This is a genomic window from Streptomyces sp. NPDC006372 (assembly GCF_040612515.1).
Taxonomy (GTDB): Bacteria; Actinomycetota; Actinomycetes; order Streptomycetales; family Streptomycetaceae; genus Streptomyces.
In genome coordinates, this window is the sequence record NZ_JBEXQJ010000009.1 from 117071 (window position 1) to 137381 (window position 20311).

Annotated in this window: 15 protein-coding genes; 12 read left to right on the top strand and 3 right to left on the bottom strand. The window is 70.4% G+C overall.

The window, feature by feature from the left end:
- Positions 1 to 65: 65 nt before the first annotated feature.
- The 10 genes from ABZ016_RS16975 to ABZ016_RS17020 all read left to right on the top strand — a co-directional run bounded on the left by ABZ016_RS16975 (position 66) and on the right by ABZ016_RS17020 (position 15587).
- Positions 66 to 1535, top strand: coding sequence for an aldehyde dehydrogenase family protein (locus tag ABZ016_RS16975; RefSeq protein ID WP_356917398.1), 1470 nt, complete (start codon positions 66 to 68; stop codon positions 1533 to 1535).
- 20 nt (positions 1536 to 1555) lie between these two features.
- Positions 1556 to 2644, top strand: a complete 1089-nt coding sequence (locus tag ABZ016_RS16980; protein WP_356917399.1) for a glycine betaine/L-proline ABC transporter ATP-binding protein — start codon at positions 1556 to 1558, stop codon at positions 2642 to 2644.
- Positions 2644 to 4647: an ABC transporter permease subunit gene (locus ABZ016_RS16985; protein ID WP_356917400.1), complete on the top strand. Its 2004-nt coding sequence runs from the start codon at positions 2644 to 2646 to the stop codon at positions 4645 to 4647. The genes ABZ016_RS16980 and ABZ016_RS16985 overlap by 1 nt, the downstream gene beginning before the upstream one ends.
- A gap of 13 nt (positions 4648 to 4660) precedes the next feature.
- Positions 4661 to 5623: an ABC transporter substrate-binding protein gene (locus tag ABZ016_RS16990; protein ID WP_356917401.1), complete on the top strand. Its 963-nt coding sequence runs from the start codon at positions 4661 to 4663 to the stop codon at positions 5621 to 5623.
- Between the two features lie 227 nt (positions 5624 to 5850).
- A complete protein-coding gene (locus ABZ016_RS16995; RefSeq protein ID WP_356917402.1) occupies positions 5851 to 8289 on the top strand; it encodes an FAD-dependent oxidoreductase in 2439 nt (812 codons plus the stop codon).
- Between the two features lie 92 nt (positions 8290 to 8381).
- Positions 8382 to 9242 carry a bifunctional methylenetetrahydrofolate dehydrogenase/methenyltetrahydrofolate cyclohydrolase gene (locus ABZ016_RS17000; RefSeq protein ID WP_356917403.1) on the top strand — a complete coding sequence of 287 codons (861 nt, stop codon included), beginning with the start codon at positions 8382 to 8384 and terminating at the stop codon, positions 9240 to 9242.
- On the top strand, positions 9239 to 10522 hold the full coding sequence (gene glyA, locus ABZ016_RS17005; protein ID WP_356917404.1) for a serine hydroxymethyltransferase: 1284 nt from the start codon (positions 9239 to 9241) through the stop codon (positions 10520 to 10522). Before ABZ016_RS17000 ends, glyA begins: the two co-directional genes overlap by 4 nt.
- Complete coding sequence (locus ABZ016_RS17010; protein ID WP_356917405.1) at positions 10519 to 11751, top strand: sarcosine oxidase subunit beta family protein; 1233 nt, start codon at positions 10519 to 10521, stop codon at positions 11749 to 11751. The genes glyA and ABZ016_RS17010 overlap by 4 nt, the downstream gene beginning before the upstream one ends.
- Before the next feature lie 28 nt (positions 11752 to 11779).
- Positions 11780 to 14992, top strand: a complete 3213-nt coding sequence (locus tag ABZ016_RS17015) for a sarcosine oxidase subunit delta family protein (RefSeq protein WP_356917406.1) — start codon at positions 11780 to 11782, stop codon at positions 14990 to 14992.
- Positions 14985 to 15587 carry a sarcosine oxidase subunit gamma family protein gene (locus ABZ016_RS17020; protein ID WP_356917407.1) on the top strand — a complete coding sequence of 201 codons (603 nt, stop codon included), beginning with the start codon at positions 14985 to 14987 and terminating at the stop codon, positions 15585 to 15587. The genes ABZ016_RS17015 and ABZ016_RS17020 overlap by 8 nt, the downstream gene beginning before the upstream one ends.
- Positions 15588 to 15695: 108 nt before the next feature.
- On the opposite strand, the gene ABZ016_RS17025 is transcribed toward ABZ016_RS17020, so the two are convergent.
- Entirely contained in the window at positions 15696 to 16487 is a 792-nt protein-coding gene (locus ABZ016_RS17025) for an IclR family transcriptional regulator (RefSeq protein WP_356917408.1), read from the bottom strand.
- A gap of 55 nt (positions 16488 to 16542) precedes the next feature.
- Positions 16543 to 17415, bottom strand: coding sequence for a formyltetrahydrofolate deformylase (purU, locus tag ABZ016_RS17030; RefSeq protein ID WP_356917409.1), 873 nt, complete (start codon positions 17413 to 17415; stop codon positions 16543 to 16545).
- Positions 17416 to 17609: 194 nt separating this feature from the next.
- On the opposite strand from purU, the gene ABZ016_RS17035 reads away from it, so the two are divergent.
- Both ABZ016_RS17035 and ABZ016_RS17040 read left to right on the top strand, forming a co-directional pair.
- Positions 17610 to 18752 (top strand): aromatic ring-hydroxylating dioxygenase subunit alpha, encoded by a 1143-nt coding sequence (locus ABZ016_RS17035; RefSeq protein ID WP_356917410.1) that lies wholly within the window; start codon positions 17610 to 17612, stop codon positions 18750 to 18752.
- Between the two features lie 79 nt (positions 18753 to 18831).
- Entirely contained in the window at positions 18832 to 19545 is a 714-nt protein-coding gene (locus tag ABZ016_RS17040) for an SDR family oxidoreductase (protein ID WP_356917411.1), read from the top strand.
- 12 nt (positions 19546 to 19557) lie between these two features.
- Here the strand turns inward: ABZ016_RS17040 and ABZ016_RS17045 are convergent, their stop codons facing one another.
- Positions 19558 to 20304 carry a FadR/GntR family transcriptional regulator gene (locus ABZ016_RS17045; RefSeq protein WP_356917412.1) on the bottom strand — a complete coding sequence of 249 codons (747 nt, stop codon included), beginning with the start codon at positions 20302 to 20304 and terminating at the stop codon, positions 19558 to 19560.
- Positions 20305 to 20311 lie beyond the last annotated feature (7 nt).

Here is a 20311-nt window from a genome sequence, read left to right on the forward strand (position 1 = left end):
AGAGTGTTCCACCACAAGCAATGCGGTGCGCGATGCGCAACGCGATTCGCCGAAGGGCTCCCGACGTGGCAGACCTGTTCGTGGACGGCAAATGGCGGGATCCGGTGGCCGGAGGCCACCGGGACATCCGTTGTCCCGCCGACGGCACGCTCTCCGTGACCGTGTCCGAAGGCACCCGCCCCGACGCCGAGGCGGCCATCGCCGCGGCCCGCCGGGCCTTCGACGAAGGGCCCTGGCCGCGCACCCCCGAGCGCGAGCGCGGCGCGCTCCTGCTGCGCACCGCCGACCTCCTCGAACGCGACGCCGACGCGTTCGCCCGCGCCGAATCGCTGGACACCGGCAAGCGGCTGGTGGAGAGCGAGTACGACATCGCCGACGTCGTCTCCTGCCTCCGCCACTACGGAGGCCTCGGCGGCACCGACGCCGGCCGGGTGATCGACACCGGCCGGGACGACGCCGTCAGCCGCGTCGTGTACGAGCCGATCGGCGTGTGCGCACTGATCACCCCCTGGAACTACCCGCTGCTCCAGGCAAGCTGGAAGGTCGCCCCGGCTCTCCTCGCCGGCAACACGATCGTCCTCAAGCCCAGCGAGCTCACCCCTTCCACCTCGATCCTCCTGATGCGGGCCCTCGAGGAGGCCGGACTCCCGGACGGAGCCGCCAACCTCGTCCTCGGGACCGGGCCGGAGGTGGGCGCACCGCTCGCCGAGCACCCCGCCGTGGACATGGTGTCCTTCACCGGCGGCCTGGACACGGGCAGACGCATCATGGCCACCGCCGCCGCGACCGTGAAGAAGGTCGCGCTGGAACTCGGCGGCAAGAACCCCAACGTCGTCTTCGCCGACGCCGACTTCGAGACGGCCGTGGACTTCGCTCTCACGGCCGTCTTCCTGCATTCCGGGCAGGTCTGCTCGGCCGGCGCCCGGCTGATCGTCGAGGACGCGCTGCACGACCGGTTCGTCGACGAGGTGGTCCGCCGTGCCCGGCGGATCCGGCTCGGCGGCCCCTTCGATCCGCGAGCCGACACCGGAGCACTGATCTCCGCACAGCACCTGGCGAAGGTCGAGGCGTACGTCGCGGCCGGACTCGCCGAGGGCGCCGTCCTGCGGTGCGGAGGCGAACGCCCCGACGACCCGGGCCTGGAAAACGGCCACTTCTACCCGCCGACCGTGCTCGACGCGTGCGGTCAGCACATGCGCGTGGTGCACGAGGAGTCCTTCGGCCCCGTCCTCACCGTGGAGCGCTTCACCGACGAGGACGACGCCGTACGCATCGCCAATGACACCGAGTACGGGCTCGCCGGCGCCGTCTGGACGCAGGACGCCGGCAAGGCCCAGCGGGTCGCCCGCCGGCTCCGTCACGGCACGGTCTGGATCAACGACTACCACCCCTACGTACCGCAGGCGGAGTGGGGCGGGTTCGGGCTCTCCGGCGTGGGCCGCGAGCTGGGCCCGACCGGCCTGGACGAGTACCGGGAACCCAAACACATCTGGCAGAACATCCAACCCCGGCCGCAGCACTGGTTCCGCGGCTGAACGCCGAAAAGAGGTCGAACATGACCCCAGCAACGACCGAGGCGCCGCGGCGGCGCGATACTCCTGAGGACCGGGCGCCCACCCCGGTCATCTCCGTGCGCGAGCTGTGGAAGGTGTTCGGGCCCAAGGCGGACCAGGTACCGGGCTCCGAGGAACTGCGCGGGCTCACCCGCCGCGAACTGATGGACCGCACCGGATGCACCGCCGCCGTGCGCGACGTGAGTTTCGATGTCGCGCCCGGCGAGGTCTTCGTCGTCATGGGCCTGTCCGGCTCCGGCAAGTCCACCCTGGTCCGCTGTCTGACCCGGCTGATCGAACCCACCGCCGGCGAGATCCTCTTCGAGGGCGAGAACATCCGCGACGCGGACGCGGGCCGCCTGCGCGAACTGCGGCGCAGCAAGTTCTCCATGGTCTTCCAGCACTTCGGGCTGCTGCCGCACCGCCGGGTCGTCGACAACGTGTCGTTCGGTCTGGAGATCCGCGGCATGAGCAGAGCCGAGCGCACCAGGCGTGCGCTGGAGGTCGTCGAACTCGTCGGCCTCTCGGGGTACGAGAACTCCTACCCCGACCAGCTCTCCGGCGGTATGCAACAGCGCGTCGGCCTCGCCCGCGCCCTGGCCGGCGACCCGGACGTGCTCCTCTTCGACGAGCCGTTCTCGGCGCTCGACCCGCTGATCCGGCGGGACATGCAGAACGAGGTCGTCCGGCTGCACCACGAGGTCGGCAAGACGATGGTGTTCATCACCCACGACCTGTCCGAGGCGCTGCGGCTGGGCGACCGCATCCTCATCATGCGCGACGGCCGGACGGTCCAGTGCGGCACCGGCGACGAACTGGTCGGCGCCCCCGCCGACGACTACGTACGCGACTTCGTCCGGGACGTGCCCCGCGGGGACGTCCTCACCCTGCGGTGGATCATGCGTCCTGCGGAGCCCGACGACCCCCTGGACGGTCCCGAGCTGGGTCCGGACGTCGTGGTGAAGGAGGCGACCCGGGCGGTGCTCGCCGCGGAGAAGCCGGCCAAGGTCGTCGAGAACGGCGAGCTGCTCGGCATCGTCGGTGACGAGGAGATCCTCGCGGTGGTCGCCGGACAGGAAGGCGACGCGTGATGACCGTCGCGATGGAGAAACCGCAGAAGACCGGGATCGAGGAACAGCCACCAACTCCCGCCCGGCGCGTGCCGGTGGTGGGCCGCTCCCTGGTGGTGGCCGCGATCCTGGTCGTCTGGCTGGTGCTCTTCGCCGTGCTGCGCGGCAGACAGACCCTGTCCCTCGCGGCGGCCGACCTGACCGATCTGCACCGGTGGTTCAACGACGTCAACGACTCGATCGGCGCCAACCGCAACTCCAACCCGCTCTTCCTCTACTTCTTCAACGAGATCCGCCTGGTCATCGACTCCCTGGTGACCTTCGTCCAGGAGCTGATCTCACAACCGACCACCGGCCGCCCGGTTCCGCAGATCGGCTGGCTCGGTGTCGTCGGCATCGCCGGATACGTCTCGTGGGCCGTCGGCAACTGGCGGGTCGCGCTGCTGACGGTGGCCGGCTTCACCTTCCTGGGCCTCCAGGGCCTGTGGCAGGAGAGCATGGACACCCTGGCGCTCACCGTCTCGGCCGTTTTCGTGGCGCTCCTGTTCGCCATCCCGCTGGGTGTGTGGGCCGGGCTGTCGGACCGGTGCAACCGGATCATGACACCGTTCCTGGACTTCATGCAGACCATGCCGACCTTCGTCTATCTGGCGCCGCTGACCCTGTTCTTCCTGATCGGGCCGGCCTCCGCCACGATCGCCACCGCGATCTACGCGGCACCACCGGCGATCCGCATCACCGCGCACGCCATCCGCTCGGTACCGGAGACCACCGTGGAGGCGGCGGACTCGCTGGGCGCGACGCGGCGGCAGGCGCTGCTGAAGGTCCTGCTGCCGATGTCGAAGCGGACCGTGGTGATGGGCGTCAACCAGACCATCATGGCCGCCCTGGCCATGGTGACCATCGCGGCCCTGATCGACGCGCCCGGCCTCGGCAAGACCGTCGTCCAGGCCCTGCAGTCGCTCGACGTCGGCACGGCCTTCAACGCCGGTCTGGCCATCGTCGTCCTGGCCATCGTGCTGGACCGGGTCACCACCGCGGCGAGCGGGCGGGCGGACAGCGCCCGCGGCTCGGACAGTCCCTTCCTCAAGTGGCGGCGGCAGCTGCTGGCGGCCGGGGGAGTGGCCGCGCTGGTGCTGGTGTACCTGTCGCACACCTATGTGTGGGCGGCCGAGTTCCCCGGTGAGGGCGGCGTCGGCAGCAGCATCGCCAAGGCGGCGGCCGACGTGACCGCCTGGGCCCAGGACAACCTCGCGGGCCTGACCAACGCCTTCCGTGACGCCCTGACCAACGGTCTGCTCAATCCGTTCCAGGCCCTGCTGACCGAGTCCCCGTGGTGGCTCGTCGGCGCCGCCCTCGTCGCGGTCGGTGCGGTGCTCGGCGGATGGCGCGCCGGGGCCACCACCGCCCTCTGCGTGGGCCTGCTGGTCGCCACCGGTGTGTGGTCGGACGCCATGACGACGCTGGCCTCCACCGCGGTGGCGACCGTGCTGGTGATGCTGCTCGGCGTCGTCCTCGGGGTGTGGATGGGACGCAGCACGCTGGTGGACCGGCTGCTGCGGCCCTCCCTGGACGCGGCGCAGGTCATGCCGCCGTTCGTCTATCTCGTGCCGTTCCTCGCGCTGTTCGGCGCGACACGGTTCACGGCCATCGTCGCCGCCGTCGTCTACGCGGCGCCCGTCGCCATCAAGATCATCGCCGACGGTGTGCGGGCCGTGCCCGAGACCACCGTGGAGGCGGCCACGTCCACCGGGTGCAACACCTGGCAGATCATCACCAAGGTCCAGCTCCCCATGTCACGCGGGGCACTGACCCTCGCGACCAACCAGGGCCTCATCTACGTGCTGTCGATGGTCGTCGTGGGCGGCCTGGTGGGAGCGGGCGCCCTCGGCTACGACGTCGTGGCCGGCTTCTCACAGGGCCAGCTGTACGGCAAGGGACTCGCGGCCGGGCTCGCCATCGTCCTGCTCGGAGTCATGTTCGACCGGATCACTCAGGCAGCGGCTCGCCGCACCAGCGCTTAAGGAGCAGCACACCATGGCACGACACTGGAGAGCCGGCGCGGCCGGCCTGGCCGTCCTCGGCCTCACCCTCACGGCCTGCGGGGGCGCGAAGGTCGGCGACGACAGCGCGGGCGGCTCGGGCGGCAAGGGCAAGTGCGGCACCTTCAACCTCGCGATCAACCCGTGGGTGGGCTACGAGGCGAACGCGGCGGTCCTCGCGTACGTCGCCGAACACGATCTCGGCTGCAAGGTCGAACAGAAGGACCTCAAGGAGGAGATCGCCTGGCAGGGCTTCGGCACGGGCGAGGTCGACGCCGTCGTCGAGAACTGGGGCCACGACGATCTGAAGAAGAAGTACATCACCCAGCAGAAGACGGCCGTCGAAGCGGGCCCAACCGGCAACAAGGGCCTCATCGGCTGGTACGTGCCGCCGTGGCTGGCGAAGGCGCACCCGGACATCACCGACTGGAAGAACCTGAACAAGTACGCGTCGAAGTTCAAGACCTCGGAGTCGGGCGGCAAGGGCCAGCTCCTCGACGGCGACCCGTCGTACGTCACCAACGACGAGGCCCTGGTGAAGAACCTGAAGCTGGACTTCAAGGTGGTGTACGCGGGCAGCGAGACCGCGCTCATCCAGGCGTACCGCAACGCCGAGAAGAACAAGGAATGGGTGATCGGCTACTTCTACGAGCCGCAGTGGTTCATGTCCGAGGTGCCGCTGAAGAAGGTCAGCCTGCCCGAGTACAAGACGGGCTGCGACGCCGACGCCGAGAAGGTCGCCTGTGACTACCCCGTGTACAAGCTCGACAAGATCGTCAGCGCCAAGTTCGCCAAGTCGGGCAGCCCGGCCTACGACCTGGTGAAGAACTTCAGCTGGACGAACGACGACCAGAACACCGTGGCCAAGTACATCGCGGTGGACAAGATGGCGCCCGAGGCCGCGGCGAAGAAGTGGGTCGAGGCCAACCGCGGCAAGGTCGACGCCTGGATCAAGTAGGGCGCCGACCGCCCCCTGTGAACCCCCGCCGGGAGGGCCCGGCAGGCTGTGCCGTCAGCCTGCCGGGCCCTCCCGTTTTCTGGTGATTCCGCCCTGTCGCCACCGGGCGTTTTTCCGCCGTCGCGGACCCCTTGACACGTTTCTTCACGGCGGGCACATTGAGTTGCGCAACCTGAACCTTGTTGCGCAGGTAGCAACTGGACGCTTACAACGTCGGAGGTGCGGCGATGGCGGGACCCCGGGTGGTCATCATCGGAGCGGGCGTCGTGGGGGCAGCGCTCGCCGACGAGATCTCCGCGCGAGGCTGGACCGAAGTGACCGTGGTCGACCAGGGCCCGCTGCCCGCCACGGGGGGATCGTCGTCGCACGCCCCGGGCCTGGTCTTCCAGACGAACCCCTCCAAGACCATGACCGAGATGGCCCGTTACACCGTCGAGAAGTTCTGCTCGCTCGACGTCGACGGGCAGCCCTGCTTCCTCCAGGTCGGCGGCCTGGAGGTGGCGACCAGCCCGGAGCGCGTCGCCGAACTCCAGCGGCGCCACGGCTGGCTCAGCTCCTGGGGCGTCGAGTCGCGGCTGCTCAGCAGCGAGGAGTGCGTCGCCCAGCACCCGCTCGTCAATCCGGACCGGGTCCTCGCCGGCCTCCTCGTGCCGACGGACGGTCTCGCCAAGGCGGTCCTCGCCGTCGAGGCGCAGATCCGCCGGGCCACGGAGCGCGGCGTGCGCTTCCTCGCCCGCCACGAGGTCCTCGACGTCCCAAGGGCCGAGGGTGAGGTGACCGGCGTCCTCACCGACCAGGGAGAGATCCCCGCCGACATCGTCGTCTGCTGCGCCGGCATCTGGGGCCCGAAGATCGCCCGCATGGTCGGCATGAACCTCCCGCTCACGCCGCTCGGCCACCAGCTCGCCTGGACCGGCCCGGTGCCGGCCCTGGCCGGCCAGACGCAGGAGGCGGTCCGCCCGATCCTGCGCCACCAGGACGCCGACCTCTACTACCGCGACCGCTTCGACGGCCTGGGCATCGGCTACTACGGCCACCGCCCGATGCCGATCTCCGCCGACGACATCCTCTCCGTGGACGAGGCCGAGGAGATGCCCTCCGTCCTGAAGTTCACCGAGGAGGACTTCGAGGAGGCCTGGAGCGAGACGCAGTCACTGCTTCCCGCGACGAAGGACGCCAAGGTGGAGGAGGGCATCAACGGCCTGTTCTCCTTCACCACCGACGGCCTGCCGCTGCTCGGTGAGTCCCCGGACGTCAAGGGCTTCTGGGTCGCCGAGGCCGTCTGGGTCACCCACTCGGCGGGCGTCGGGCGAGCCATGGCCGAGTGGCTGGTCGACGGCTACTGCTCCTCGTTCGACCTGCACGAGTGCGACGTCAACCGCTTCGAACCGCACCAGCTCTCACCGGAGTACGTACTGGCCCGCGACTGCCAGAACTTCGTCGAGGTCTACGACATCCTGCACCCCCTCCAGCCGTCGGGGGACCCCCGCCCGATCCGCACCAGCCCCTTCCACACTCGCCAGCAGGAGCTGGGCGCCTTCTTCCTGGAGGCGAACGGCTGGGAGCGGCCCCAGTGGTACGAGGCCAACGCCCGCCTGGTCGAAGGCCGTTCCGTGATCACCCCGAACGACTGGGCCGCGCGGTACTGGTCGCCCATCGTCGCCGCCGAGGCCCAGACCACCCGCGAGACCGTCGCGATGTACGACATGACGGCCCTCAAGCGGCTCGAGGTCAGCGGCCGCGGTGCCGGCGAGTTCCTGGAGCGGTTGTGCACCGGCAAGGTCGCCAAGTCCGTCGGCTCGGTGACGTACACCCTGCTCCTCGACCACGACGGCGGCATCCGCAGCGACATCACCGTCGCGCGGCTGGCCCCCGACCTCTTCCAGGTCGGCGCCAACGGCAACCTGGACCTCGACTGGTTCACGCGCCACCTGCCCGCCGACGGCACCGTCCAGGTCCGCGACATCACCCCCGGTACCTGCTGCATCGGTCTGTGGGGACCGCGTGCCCGGGACGTCCTCCAGCCGCTCACCGACGCCGACTTCTCGGCGACCGGCCTGAAGTACTTCCGCGCCAAGCGTGCCCACATCGGCTCCGTGCCGGTGACGGCGATGCGGCTGTCGTACGTCGGTGAGCTCGGCTGGGAGCTGTACACCACCGCGGACCTGGGCCAGAAGCTGTGGGACACGCTGTGGCGGGCGGCGGAGCCGCTGGGCGGCATCGTGGCCGGGCGGGGAGCGTTCAACAGCCTCCGGCTGGAGAAGGGCTACCGGTCCTTCGGTACGGACATGACCTATGAACACGACCCGTACGAGGCCGGGGTCGGCTTCGCGGTGAAGCTCGACAAGGAGGACTTCGTCGGGAAGGCGGCGCTGGAGCGGCGCAAGGGGGATGTGCGGCGCAGGCTGACGTGTCTCACGATCGATGACCCGAAGGCCGTCGTCATGGGCAAGGAGCCGGTGTTCGACGGGGATGGTGCTGTCGGCCATGTCACCAGTGCGGCCTATGGCTACACGATCGGCAAGGGCATCGCCTATGCGTGGCTGCCGGTGGAGCTCGCGGAGCCGGGGACGGTCGTGCACATCGGGTACTTCGACCAGTCCGTCGAGGCCGTGGTCGCCGAGGAGCCTCTGTTCGACCCCAAGATGTCCCGCCTTCGTGGGTGAGTTCTCGTCTGCGGCTGCGGTGTGGCTTGGCGCGCAGTTCCCCGCGCCCCTGAGCCGCGTCCCACCAAGCCTCCTTGGAAGGAACCCTCCAGGTGACTGCACAACTCCTTGACGGCAAGGCCACTGCCGCCGCGATCCGCAGTGAGCTTGCCGAGCGCGTTGCCAAGTTGACTGCGACCACGGGCCGGGCGCCGGGGCTCGGTACCGTCCTCGTCGGTGACGACCCCGGCAGTCATGCCTACGTCGGTGGCAAGCACCGTGACTGTGCCCAGGTGGGTATCGCTTCCATCCGGCGGGAGCTGCCCGCCGACGCCTCGCAGCAGCAGGTCGAGGCGACGATCGACGAGCTCAATGCCGACCCCGACTGCACCGGCTACATCGTCCAGCTCCCGCTGCCCCGCCATCTGGACGCCAACGCCGTACTGGAGCGCATGGACCCGGCCAAGGACGCCGACGGACTGCACCCCGTCAACCTCGGCCGGCTCGTCCTCGGTGTCGAGGCTCCGCTGCCGTGCACGCCGCGCGGCATCATCGAACTGCTCCGGCGCCACGACGTGCCGCTCGCCGGAGCGCGGGTGTGCGTGATCGGCCGGGGCATCACGGTCGGGCGACCCATCGGGCTCCTGCTCACCCGCAGGTCCGAGAACGCCACCGTCACCCTCTGCCACACCGGGACCAAGGGCCTGGCCTGGCACGTACGCGAGGCGGACATCGTCGTCGCGGCCGCCGGCTCGCCCGGGCTGATCACCAAGGACATGCTGCGCCCCGGCGCGGCCGTCCTGGACGTCGGCATCACCCGCACCGACCAGGGGCTGGTCGGTGACATCCATCCGGACGCCGCCGCGGTCGCCGGATGGCTGGCGCCGATGCCCGGGGGCGTGGGTCCCATGACCCGGGCCATGCTGCTCGCCAATGTCGTCGAGGCCGCCGAGAGGAACGCGAACGCCGTATGAACGCGCTGAACACCCCCCTGGCGGAGCTGGACCCCGAGGTCCACGCCGCGCTCCGCGCCGAACTGCACCGCCAGCAGTCCACCCTGGAGATGATCGCCTCCGAGAACTTCGCGCCCACCGCCGTGATGGAGGCCCAGGGCTCGGTCGCGACCAACAAATACGCCGAGGGCTACCCGGGCCGCCGCTACTACGGCGGCTGCGAACACGTCGACGTCACCGAGCGGCTGGCCATCGAGCGGATCAAGTCCCTCTTCGGCGCGGGCTTCGCCAACGTGCAGCCGCACTCCGGCGCCCAGGCGAACACCGCCGTCTTCTTCGCCCTGCTCCAGCCCGGCGACACCGTCCTCGGCCTCGACCTCGCGCACGGTGGGCACCTCACGCACGGCATGCGCATCAACTACAGCGGCAAGATGCTGGGCGTCGTGCCGTACCACGTGTCCGAGGCGGACCACCTCGTCGACATGGACGAGGTCGAGCGCCTCGCCAAGGAACACCGCCCCAAGATGATCATCGCGGGCTGGTCGGCGTACCCGAGGCAGCTGGACTTCGCGGCCTTCCGCAGGATCGCCGACGAGGTGGGCGCCCTGCTGATGGTGGACATGGCGCACTTCGCCGGACTGGTGGCGGCGGGCCTGCACCCCAGCCCCGTACCGCACGCCCACGTCACGACCACGACGACGCACAAGACGCTCGGCGGCCCCCGCGGCGGTGTCATCCTCACCAACGAGGCCGACCTCGCCAAGAAGATCAACTCGGCGGTGTTCCCCGGCATGCAGGGCGGCCCGCTGGAGCATGTCATCGCCGCGAAGGCGGTGTCCTTCAAGGTCGCCGCGTCATCGGAGTTCGCCGAACGCCAGGCTCGCACCCTCGCCGGCTCCCGCATCCTCGCCGAACGCCTCACCCGGGCGGACGCGGCGGCGGCCGGGGTGAAGGTGCTCACCGGCGGCACGGACGTCCACCTGGTCCTGGTCGACCTGCGCGACTCGGAACTCGACGGCCGCCAGGCCGAGGACCTGCTCCACGAGATCGGCATCACCGTCAACCGCAACGCCGTGCCCTTCGACCCCCGCCCGCCCATGGTCACCTCGGGCCTGCGCATCGGCACCCCGGCCCTGGCCACCCGCGGCTTCACCGAGGCGGACTTCGCCGAGGTGGCGGACGTGATCGCCCTCGCCCTCCAGCCGGAACCCGACGTGACCGCCCTGCGCTCCCGCACCGAGGCCCTGGCCGCCAAACACCCGCTCTACCCCCACCTGTCCGACAACGGAGACGCCCGATGAGCCCCCGCACCCCCGGCGCCGAGCTCCCCGAACACCCCGACTGGCTCTGGCGCAACCCCGAGCCGAAGCGCTCCTACGACGTCGTCGTCGTGGGCGGCGGAGGCCACGGCCTGGCCACCGCCCACTACCTGGCGAAGAACCACGGCATCACCGATGTCGCCGTGCTGGAGAAGGGCTGGCTGGCGGGCGGCAACATGGCCCGCAACACCACGATCATCCGCTCCAACTACCTCTGGGACGAGAGCGCCGGCATCTACGAGCACGCCCTCAAGCTGTGGGAAGGCCTGGCGGACGAGCTCGACTACCCGATCCTCTTCTCCCAGCGCGGCGTGCTGAACCTCGCCCACAGCCTCCAGGACGTCCGCGACAGCGTGCGCCGCGTCGAGGCCAACCGGCTCAACGGCGTGGACGCCGAGTGGCTCGACGCGGACGGCGTCAAGGACGTCTGCCCGATCGTCAACACCTCCCCGGACGTGCGCTATCCCGTCCTCGGGGCCACCTACCAGCCGCGCGCCGGCATCGCCAAACACGACCACGTGGCGTGGGGCCTGGCCCGCTCCGCCGACGCCGCCGGCATCGACATCATCCAGAACTGCGAGGTCACCGGCCTCGACGTGGTCGGCAACCGGGTGGTCGGAGTCCAGACCACCCGGGGGCCGATCGCGGCGGGCAAGGTCGCGCTCTGCTCGGCGGGCCACACCTCGGTCCTGGCCGCCATGGCGGGCGTCGACCTCCCCGTCCAGAGCCACCCCCTGCAGGCGCTGGTGTCGGAGCTGCTGGAGCCGGTCCACCCGACGGTCGTCATGTCCAACGCCGTCCACGTGTACGTCAGCCAGGCCCACAAGGGCGAGCTGGTGATGGGCGCGGGCATCGACGCCTACAACTCCTACACCCAGCGCGGCGCCTTCCACATCATCGAGGAGCAGATGGCGGCGGCCCTGGAACTCTTCCCGGTCTTCGCCCGCGCCCATGTCCTGCGCACCTGGGGCGGCATCGTCGACGTCAGCCCCGACGCGTCACCGATCATCGGCCTCAGCCCCGTCGACAACCTCTACCTCAACTGCGGCTGGGGCACCGGCGGTTTCAAGGCCACCCCGGGCGTCGGCTGGGTCTACGCCCACACCATCGCCCACGACACACCGCATCCGCTGAACGCCCCCTTCTCGCTCGACCGTTTCACCACCGGCGCGCTCGTCGACGAGCACGGCGCGGCCGCGGTGGCCCACTAGGACCACTGGAAGCTTTGGGAGCCGATCCATGCTGCTGATCCCCTGCCCGTGGTGCGGACCTCGCGACGAGGCCGAGTTCCACTACGGCGGACAGGCCCACGTGCCGTACCCGGAGGACCCGGCGTCCCTCACCGACGAGGAGTGGGCCCGCTACCTCTTCTTCCGCGACAACCCGAGGGGCCCCTTCGCCGAGCGCTGGAGCCACACGGCGGGCTGCCGCCGCTGGTTCAACGCCGTGCGGGACACGTCGACGAACGAGATCCTGACGGTGTACCGGGCGGGGGAGGAGCGCCCGGAGACGGTTGAGCCGCGTCCCGTCACTCTGCAGCCGCGTCCAGTCATTCCAGCCCGCCCGGCGTTTGAGGACGAGGCCGTTCAGGCCGAAGGGGGGTCTGGGGGCGCAGCCCCCAGCGGGGGCGAGACAACCCAGCCGTTCCGCCACCCCACCCGGGGCCGAATCCACCGCGACACCCCCCTCACCTTCACCTTCGACGGCACCGAGTACCAGGGCTGCGAGGGCGACACCCTCGCCTCCGCCCTGCTCGCCAACGGCGTCATCCAGACCGGCACCAGCATCAAACTGGGCCGCCCCCGCGGCATCTTCTCTGCCGGTGTCGAGGAACCCAACGCGGTCGTCCAGATCGAGGAACCGTTTCCCGAGCCAATGCTCCCCGCCACCACCGTCGAGCTCTACGACGGTCTCGTCGCGACCGGCCTCCCCGGCCAGGGCCGCCTCGCCACCGCACCGGACCCGGCCCGCTACGACGCCGTGCACACCCACTGCGACCTCCTGGTGGTGGGCGCGGGCCCGGCCGGCCTCGCCGCGGCAGCCGCGGCGGCGCGGAGCGGCGCCCGTGTGATCCTCGCCGACGACCAGCCCGAACTCGGTGGCAGCCTCCTCGGCACGGGTGAACTGCTCGACTGGGTGAGCGAGGTGGGCAACCGGCTGGACGCCGGCCCCGACGTACGCATCCTGCGCCGCACCACCGTGTTCGGCTACTACGACGACAACCACCTCCTGGCCGTCGAACGCCGCACCAACCACCTCGGAGCAGCGGCCCCCGACCACGTCTCCCGCGAACGGGTCCACCGCATCCGAGCCCGCCGTGTCGTCCTCGCCACCGGCGCCCACGAACGCTCGCTGGCCTTCGCGGACAACGACCGCCCCGGGGTGATGCTGGCCGCCTCGGCCCGCGCCTACGTCAACAGGTACGGTGCCCTGCCCGGCCGCCACGCCGTCGTACTCACCACCAACGACAGCGCCTACGCGGCGGCGCTGGACCTCGCCGCCGCGGGCGTCGGCATCACGGCGATCGTCGACACCCGCCCCGAACCGGGGGAGTGGGCGGAGCGTGCCCGGCGGGCCGGTGTCGAGGTGCTGACGGGCCACGCCGTCACCGCCACGGACGGCGCTCCCCGTCTCACCGCCGTCACCGTCTCCCCGTACGGGGAGACGACAGGCCGACGTGAGTTCGCAGCCGACCTGCTGCTGGTCTCCGGCGGCTGGAACCCGGTGGCGCACCTGTTCAGCCAGGCGGGCGGCACACTCCGCCACGACGAGGAGCTCGGCACCTTCGTCCCCGACGTCTCCCGGCAGGCCGTCGAGGTCGCGGGGGCCGCGAGCGGCGTCTTCGACCTGGCGCGGGTCCTCGCCCAGGGGGCCACCGCCGGCGCACGCGCGATCGAGACCGAGGGCTACACCGCCGAGGCTCCGCGACTGCCCCGTGTGCCCGTGCACCCGCGGACACCGCCCATGCAGGTCTTCACCGTCCCCGGCCGGGAAGGCGCCCCGCGTTTCGTCGACCTCCAACGCGACGTCACCGTCGACGACCTGGCCCGCGCGACCGGCGCCGGTATGCGGTCGGTCGAGCACACCAAGCGCTACACCACGGCCGGCACCGCCAACGACCAGGGCAAGACCTCGGGTGTCCTGGCCAGTGGCACCGTCGCCGAACTGCTCGGCGTGGACGTCTCGGCGCTCGGCACGACCACGTTCCGCCCGCCGTACACGCCGGTCTCCTTCGCCGCCCTCGCGGGCCGCGACCGCGGCGCGCTGAGCGACCCGGTCCGTACGACGGCCCTCCACACATGGCACGTCGCCCACGGCGCACTCTTCGAGAACGTCGGCCAGTGGAAGCGCCCCTGGTACTACCCGCAGGACGGCGAGGACATGGAAGCGGCCGTCCTGCGCGAGTGCGCCGCCGCCCGTGAGGGCGTCGCCTTCATGGACGCCTCCACCCTCGGCAAGATCGACGTCCAGGGCCCGGACGCCGGCGTCTTCCTCGACCGGCTCTACACCAACATGATGAGCACCCTGAAGGTCGGCATGATCCGCTACGGCGTGATGTGCCGCCCGGACGGGATGGTCTTCGACGACGGCACCGTCATCCGCCTCGACCGGGACCGCTTCCTGGTCACCACCACCACCGGCAACGCCGCCGCCGTGCTGGACTGGATGGAGGAGTGGCTCCAGACGGAGTGGCCCGAACTGCGCGTCCACTGCACCTCCGTGACCGAGCAGTGGGCCACGGTCGCCCTGGTCGGTCCGAAGTCCCGCGAGGTGCTCGGCTCGCTCGCGCCCCGACTGGCCGTGGCGGGCGACGACTTCCCGTTCATGGCGTGGCGGGACACCACCGTCGCCGGCATCGACGCGCGGGTCTGCCGGATCAGCTTCTCCGGTGAACTCGCCTACGAGATCAACGTGTCGCCGTGGGAGGCCCGCACCCTGTGGGAGGCGCTGTACGAGGCGGGCGCCCCGTACGGCATCACCCCGTACGGCACGGAGACGATGCACGTCCTGCGCGCGGAGAAGGGCTATCCGATCGTAGGGCAGGACACCGACGGCACCGTGACACCGCAGGACCTCGGCATGAACTGGGTGGTGTCGAAGAAGAAACGGGACTTCATCGGCAAGCGGTCCCACGCCCGCGCCGACACCGCCCGCCCCGACCGCAAGCATCTGGTCGGGCTGCTCCCGGAGGACCCGGGTGCGTTCCTCCCCGAGGGCACACACCTGGTCGCCGACGGTGTGCTGCCCGCGCCGCCCGTCCCGATGCTCGGTCACGTCACGTCCAGCTACCGCAGCGCGGCCCTCGGCCGGACCTTCGCGCTCGCGCTGGTCAAGGGCGGCCGGGACCGCATCGGTGAGCGACTCCACGCACCCGTGGGTGACCGGCTGGTCCCGGTGACCGTCGCGAGTCCCGTCCTCTACGACCCCGAGGGAGCCCGCCGCGATGGCTGACACCGTGACCGCCCCGCTCCGCAGCCCGCTGGCGCACACCGTCGACCGGCTGGCCGTCGCGACCCGCACCTCCGGGGGCGCGGTCCGGCTGGCGGAACTCCCCTTCCTGACCCAGGTGAACGTGCGCCTCGACCCCAAGGGAGCGGCGGCGGACGCCGTGGGGCCGGCGCTGGGTCTCCAACTGCCCGTCGAACCCGGCACCGTCGTCCGCGCCGGGGAGCTGACCGCGCTGTGGCTCGGCCCCGACGAGTGGCTCCTGGTGGGTCCGCCCGGCGGGCAGCGGGAACTGGAGAGCCGGATCCGCGAGGCCGCGGGTGACGAGCCCGTGTCCGTCATCGACGTCTCGGCCCAGCGCACCACGCTCCTCGTGGCGGGCCCACGGGCCCACGACCTGCTGGCCCACGGCTGCTCCCTGGATCTGCACCCACGGGTCTTCGGCCCCGGCCGCTGCGCTCAGACGACCCTGGGCCGCACCCAGGTCGTCCTCGTCGCCCGTGACGACCCCCGGGCCGGGTTCTGGGTCCTGGTCCGTTCGTCGTTCGCCGCCTATCTGACGGACTGGCTGCTGGACGCGGCCGTGGAGTGGACGGGCTGACGCCGGCACCACGGAAACGGCGGTCGGTGATCCCGGGTTCGGATCACCGACCGCCGCCTTCCGTCGGGGTCCTGTCCTCGCCGGAGACCGAGCCGGGCCTCCGGAGCCTCAGCCCGCGTAGCCGAGACGGCGGCTGAGCTCGTCCGCTCCCGCCACCACCACCGAGGCGAGTTCGCGCATCCGCTCCTCGGTCAGCCGGAAGGCCGGCCCCGACGCGCTGAGGGCGGCCACGATCTCGCCGTCCTCCGAACGCACGGGAGCCGACAGGGCGTTGAGGCCCTCCTCGTACTCCTCCATCGTGATGGCATAGCCCTGCTCACGGGCCTGGGTCAGGTCCGCCTCCAGCTTCTTCCTGGAGGTCACCGTGCGCGGTGTCAGACGGGGCAGACCCGCCTCGGCGAGGAGCTCGTCGCGGAGGGTGCGGTCGAGGTGGGCCAGGAGGACCTTGCCACTGGAGGTGCAGTGCAGCGGCGTCTGCCGTCCCACCCAGTTCTGTGCGGCGATGGCCGACGTACTGCGCACCTGGTAGAGGTTGATCGCGTGGTGGGACTCGAGCACGGCGATGTTCATCGTCTCGCCCACGTCGTCGACGAGACGCTCGCAAATTCCCCGGCCGTGCCTGGTGACGGCGATACGGCCCGTCACGGCGCCGGCCAGGCGTACGACCCCGAAGCCGAGGCGGTACTTCCCGCGGTCGCTCTCCTGCTCGACCATCCCGTGCGCTTCCAGCGCGCCGAGCAGCCGGAAGGCGGTGGACTTGTGGACGTCGATCGCCGCGGCCACTTCACTCACGCCCGCCTCGCCGTGCTGGGCGAGGATCTCCAGCACGGCGACAGCACGGTCAACGGACTGCACCCCGCCACTGGGAGCGCCTGCGGAGTCGGCACCGTAGTTGCTCATGGCGAAACTCTAGGCGAAACAGTCAACACACGTGAGGGGCTGGAGGTCATTTTCCTCAGCGGAAGACGACCGTACGGTTGCCGTTGACCATGACGCGGCTCTGGCTGTGCCATTCCACCGCCCGCGCCAGGACCTGCGCCTCGACGTCGCGCCCCAGGGCGACCAGGCTCTCGGGGCGTTGGGCGTGGTTCACCCGGATCACGTCCTGCTCGATGATGGGCCCCTCGTCGAGGTCCGGGGTGACGTAGTGGGCCGTCGCCCCGACGAGCTTCACGCCGCGCTCGTGCGCCTGGACATAGGGCCGGGCGCCCTTGAAGCTCGGCAGGAACGAGTGATGGATGTTGATCGCCCGGCCTTCGAGCTGCTTGCACAGGTCGTTCGACAGGATCTGCATGTAGCGGGCGAGGACCACGAGGTCGATGTCCAGCTCGTCGACGAGCTGGAGCAGCCGCGCCTCCGCCTCGGGCTTCGTCTCGCGTGTCACCGGCACATGGTGGAACGGGATCCCGTAGCTGTCGGCCAGCGGCTCGAAGTCCCGGTGGTTGGAGACGATCGCCGGCACCTCGATGTTCAGCGAGCCGGTGCTCCGGCGGAAGAGCAGGTCGTTGAGGCAGTGCCCGAACTTCGACACCATGATCAGGGTGCGCGTCGGGGTCGACGCGTCGTACAGCTGCCAGGAGATCCGGTAGGCCTCCGCCACCGGGGCGAAGCCGGACTTCAGGTCATCGAGCGAGGTTCCCGGGTCCGAGACGTCGAAGTGGACCCGCATGAAGAAGCGGTCCTGCAGCCGGTCGTCGAACTGCTGGCTCTCCTGGATGTTCCCGGAGTGCCGGACCAGGAAGCCGGTGACGGCGTGGACGAGGCCCGAGCGGTCGGGACACGACAGGGTGAGGACGAACTCGCGGCCGGTTGTGGGTCCAGGAGACACTGAGCCCTCCCTGAGGGAAGTGCGCATTACGCAACAGTGGGACTGATACGCAACATGCTCCTGGTTGCGGCGGTCTGCGGTCAAGGGCTTGACAGTGGTTCGGGCGGACTGCACTGTGAGTTGCGTAGCAAGCAGCTCGTTGCGCATGAGGCAACCATGTCGCCCGACCGGGGCGCTTCACTTCGAGGTGAACCATGACTACGACCGGCCTGCCGGAGAGCCTGATCGCGACCCTCCCCGGTGACCACTACACGGACCCGGAGATCTTCCGCCTGGAGCAGGAGCACATCTTCGAATCCATGTGGTTCTGCGCGGCACGCTCGTCGGAACTGGCGAAGCCGGGTGCGTTCCGGACCGTGGACGTCGGGCGGGAGAGCGTCCTGCTGACCCGTTCGCGGGACGGCTCCGTCCGGGCTTTCTTCAACGTGTGCCGGCATCGGGGCGCCAAGCTGTGCACGCAGGAGTCCGGCGAGGTGAAGCGGGCCTTCCAGTGCCCGTACCACGCCTGGACCTACGACCTCAACGGCAAACTCGTCGCGGCCCCCAACCTCACCAAGATGCCGGACATCGGCCGCACCGAGTACGGCCTGGCGAGCGTGGCCGTACGCGAGTGGCTGGGCTACGTGTGGGTGTGCCTGGCCGAGAACCCGCCCTCGTTCGAGGAGTCGGTGATCGCGGACGTGGTGGCCCGTCTCGGCGACGTGGAGTCCATCGAGCGGTACGACGTCGAGAGCCTGGAGGTCGGACGGCGGATCGTCTACGACGTCAAGGCCAACTGGAAGCTGATCATCGAGAATTTCATGGAGTGCTACCACTGCGCGACCATCCATCCGGAACTGACCGAGGTGCTGCCGGAGTTCGCCGACGGCTACGCGGCGCAGTACTACGTGGGGCACGGCGCCGAGTTCGGCTCCGAGGTCCAGGGCTTCACCGTCGACGGCTCCGAGGGCCTGGACCGCATCCCCACGGTCGCCGAGGAACAGGACCGCCGGTACTACGCGATCACGGTGCGCCCGCAGGTGTTCATCAACCTCGTCCCGGACCATGTGATCTTCCACCGGATGTTCCCGGTGGGGGTCGACCGGACGATCGTGGAATGCGACTGGCTGTACCTCAAGGGCGTGGTGGAGAGCGGCCGGGACGTCAGCCGGTCGGTGGAACTGTTCGACCGCGTCAACCGGCAGGACTTCGACGCCTGTGAGCGCTGCCAGCCGGCGATGAGTTCCCGCCTGTACGCCAAGGGCGGCGTCCTGGTGCCCAGCGAGCACCACATCGGCAAGTTCCACGACTGGGTCCAGGACCGCATCGGCACCGGTGCGGGCCTGGCGGAACGGTGAGGGTGCGGTCTCCGACGACCGGGTGGTCAGTTCGCCGACGAGGACGTGGAGATCCTTGTGACGCGGGTAGGAGACCGGCATGGCACTGATTCTTGTGACCGGAGCGGCCAGTGGGCTCGGGCACAACACGGCGAAGGCGCTGGCCGACGACGGCCACGACGTGGTCGTGCACGTCCGCAACCGGGCCCGGCTCACCGGCACGGACGACACCGCCCGGTGGAAAGGCGTCGTCACCGGCGACCTCGCCGATCTGGACGCGATCCGCGATGTCGCCGGGCAGGCCGTCGAGTTCGGCCGCTTCGACGCCGTCATCCACAACGCCGGCGTCATGAACCGTCCGGAGGACGCCACCGTCAACACCGTCGCGCCCTACGTGCTGACCGCCCTGATGGAGAAACCGGCCAGGCTCGTCCACCTGAGCAGCTCCATGCACCGCACCGGCTCCACCGACCTGGGACGGCTCACCGACGGCACTGCCTCCTACGACGACAGCAAGCTGTGGGTCACCGCCCTCGCGCTCGCCTTCGCGTCCCGCTGGGAAGGCACCTCCAGCCATGCGGTCGACCCCGGCTGGGTCCCCACCCGCATGGGCGGCCGCGGCGCACCGGACGACCTGATCGCGGGACACGAGACACAGGCGTGGCTCGCCACGCACCCCGACGTGACCCCGAGCACCGGTGGCTACTGGTACCACCGGCGGACACAGACACCGCACCCCGCCGCGCAGGACGCACAATTCCAGGCTCGGCTTCTCCGGGCCCTGGAGAAGCACACCGGCATCCCGCCCGGCTGATCGCGAACGCCTTCAGGGGGCCGCGTCGAGATCCACCTCGAGGTCCTCGGCCTCGGTCCAGAATCCGTCGTCCGCGTCCTGGAGGCGGGCGGCGGCATGGTTCATGTGGCGGCGTGCGGCCGCGCGCGCCGCATCGGCGTCGCGCGCTTCGATGGCGGCCAGGATGGCGTGGTGCTCTTCCCGGACCGCTTCGATGAAGTCGTTCCGGCGTGCCTCGTTCGCCCGCGTGACGCGGATGCCGCTGCGCAGCACCTCGCCCAGGTACCGCAGCGTCGAGACCATCACCGTGTTCCCGGTCGACTCGGCGATGGACCGGTGGAAGGCGAGGTCCTCGTCCACTCCGTCGCCGCCGGCCGCCACCGCCGAGTCGATCGCGTCCAGGGCCTCACGCATCCGCGCCAGGTCGCCTGCCGTGGCCCGGGTGGCCGCGAGATGGGCCGCCTCGCCCTCGATGGCACGGCGCAGCTCCGCGATCTGCACCACCTTCGCCCTGGTGTCGGCGGCCTCGAGGTCGAGCGGGCGGGCGCGCCGTGGCAGCACGAACACGCCGATGCCCTGACGCGGTTCGATCAGACCCGCGTTGCGGAGCCGCGACAGGGCCTCGCGCACGACCGTACGGCTGACGCCCAGCTGCCTGACCAGCTCCACCTCTGTCGGCAGTCGGTCGCCCTCGGCCAGCCGCCCCGACTCGATCTCCTCCGAGAGCGTCGCGGCGACCTGATCTGCGAGCCGGACGGGACCGCTCACCTTAGAAAACATGGTTTTC

Bases quoted from the DNA above. Each gene is read 5' to 3' on its own strand.
- ABZ016_RS17035 (WP_356917410.1), top strand. From the start codon at position 17,610: ATGACTACGACCGGCCTGCCGGAGAGCCTGATCGCGACCCTCCCCGGT.
- ABZ016_RS17015 (WP_356917406.1), top strand. From the start codon at position 11,780: ATGCTGCTGATCCCCTGCCCGTGGTGCGGACCTCGCGACGAGGCCGAG.
- ABZ016_RS16985 (WP_356917400.1), top strand. From the start codon at position 2,644: ATGACCGTCGCGATGGAGAAACCGCAGAAGACCGGGATCGAGGAACAG.
- ABZ016_RS17040 (WP_356917411.1), top strand. From the start codon at position 18,832: ATGGCACTGATTCTTGTGACCGGAGCGGCCAGTGGGCTCGGGCACAAC.
- ABZ016_RS17020 (WP_356917407.1), top strand. From the start codon at position 14,985: ATGGCTGACACCGTGACCGCCCCGCTCCGCAGCCCGCTGGCGCACACC.
- ABZ016_RS17045 (WP_356917412.1), bottom strand. From the start codon at position 20,304: ATGTTTTCTAAGGTGAGCGGTCCCGTCCGGCTCGCAGATCAGGTCGCC.
- ABZ016_RS17025 (WP_356917408.1), bottom strand. From the start codon at position 16,487: ATGAGCAACTACGGTGCCGACTCCGCAGGCGCTCCCAGTGGCGGGGTG.
- ABZ016_RS16980 (WP_356917399.1), top strand. From the start codon at position 1,556: ATGACCCCAGCAACGACCGAGGCGCCGCGGCGGCGCGATACTCCTGAG.
- ABZ016_RS17010 (WP_356917405.1), top strand. From the start codon at position 10,519: ATGAGCCCCCGCACCCCCGGCGCCGAGCTCCCCGAACACCCCGACTGG.
- ABZ016_RS16990 (WP_356917401.1), top strand. From the start codon at position 4,661: ATGGCACGACACTGGAGAGCCGGCGCGGCCGGCCTGGCCGTCCTCGGC.
- glyA (WP_356917404.1), top strand. From the start codon at position 9,239: ATGAACGCGCTGAACACCCCCCTGGCGGAGCTGGACCCCGAGGTCCAC.
- ABZ016_RS16995 (WP_356917402.1), top strand. From the start codon at position 5,851: ATGGCGGGACCCCGGGTGGTCATCATCGGAGCGGGCGTCGTGGGGGCA.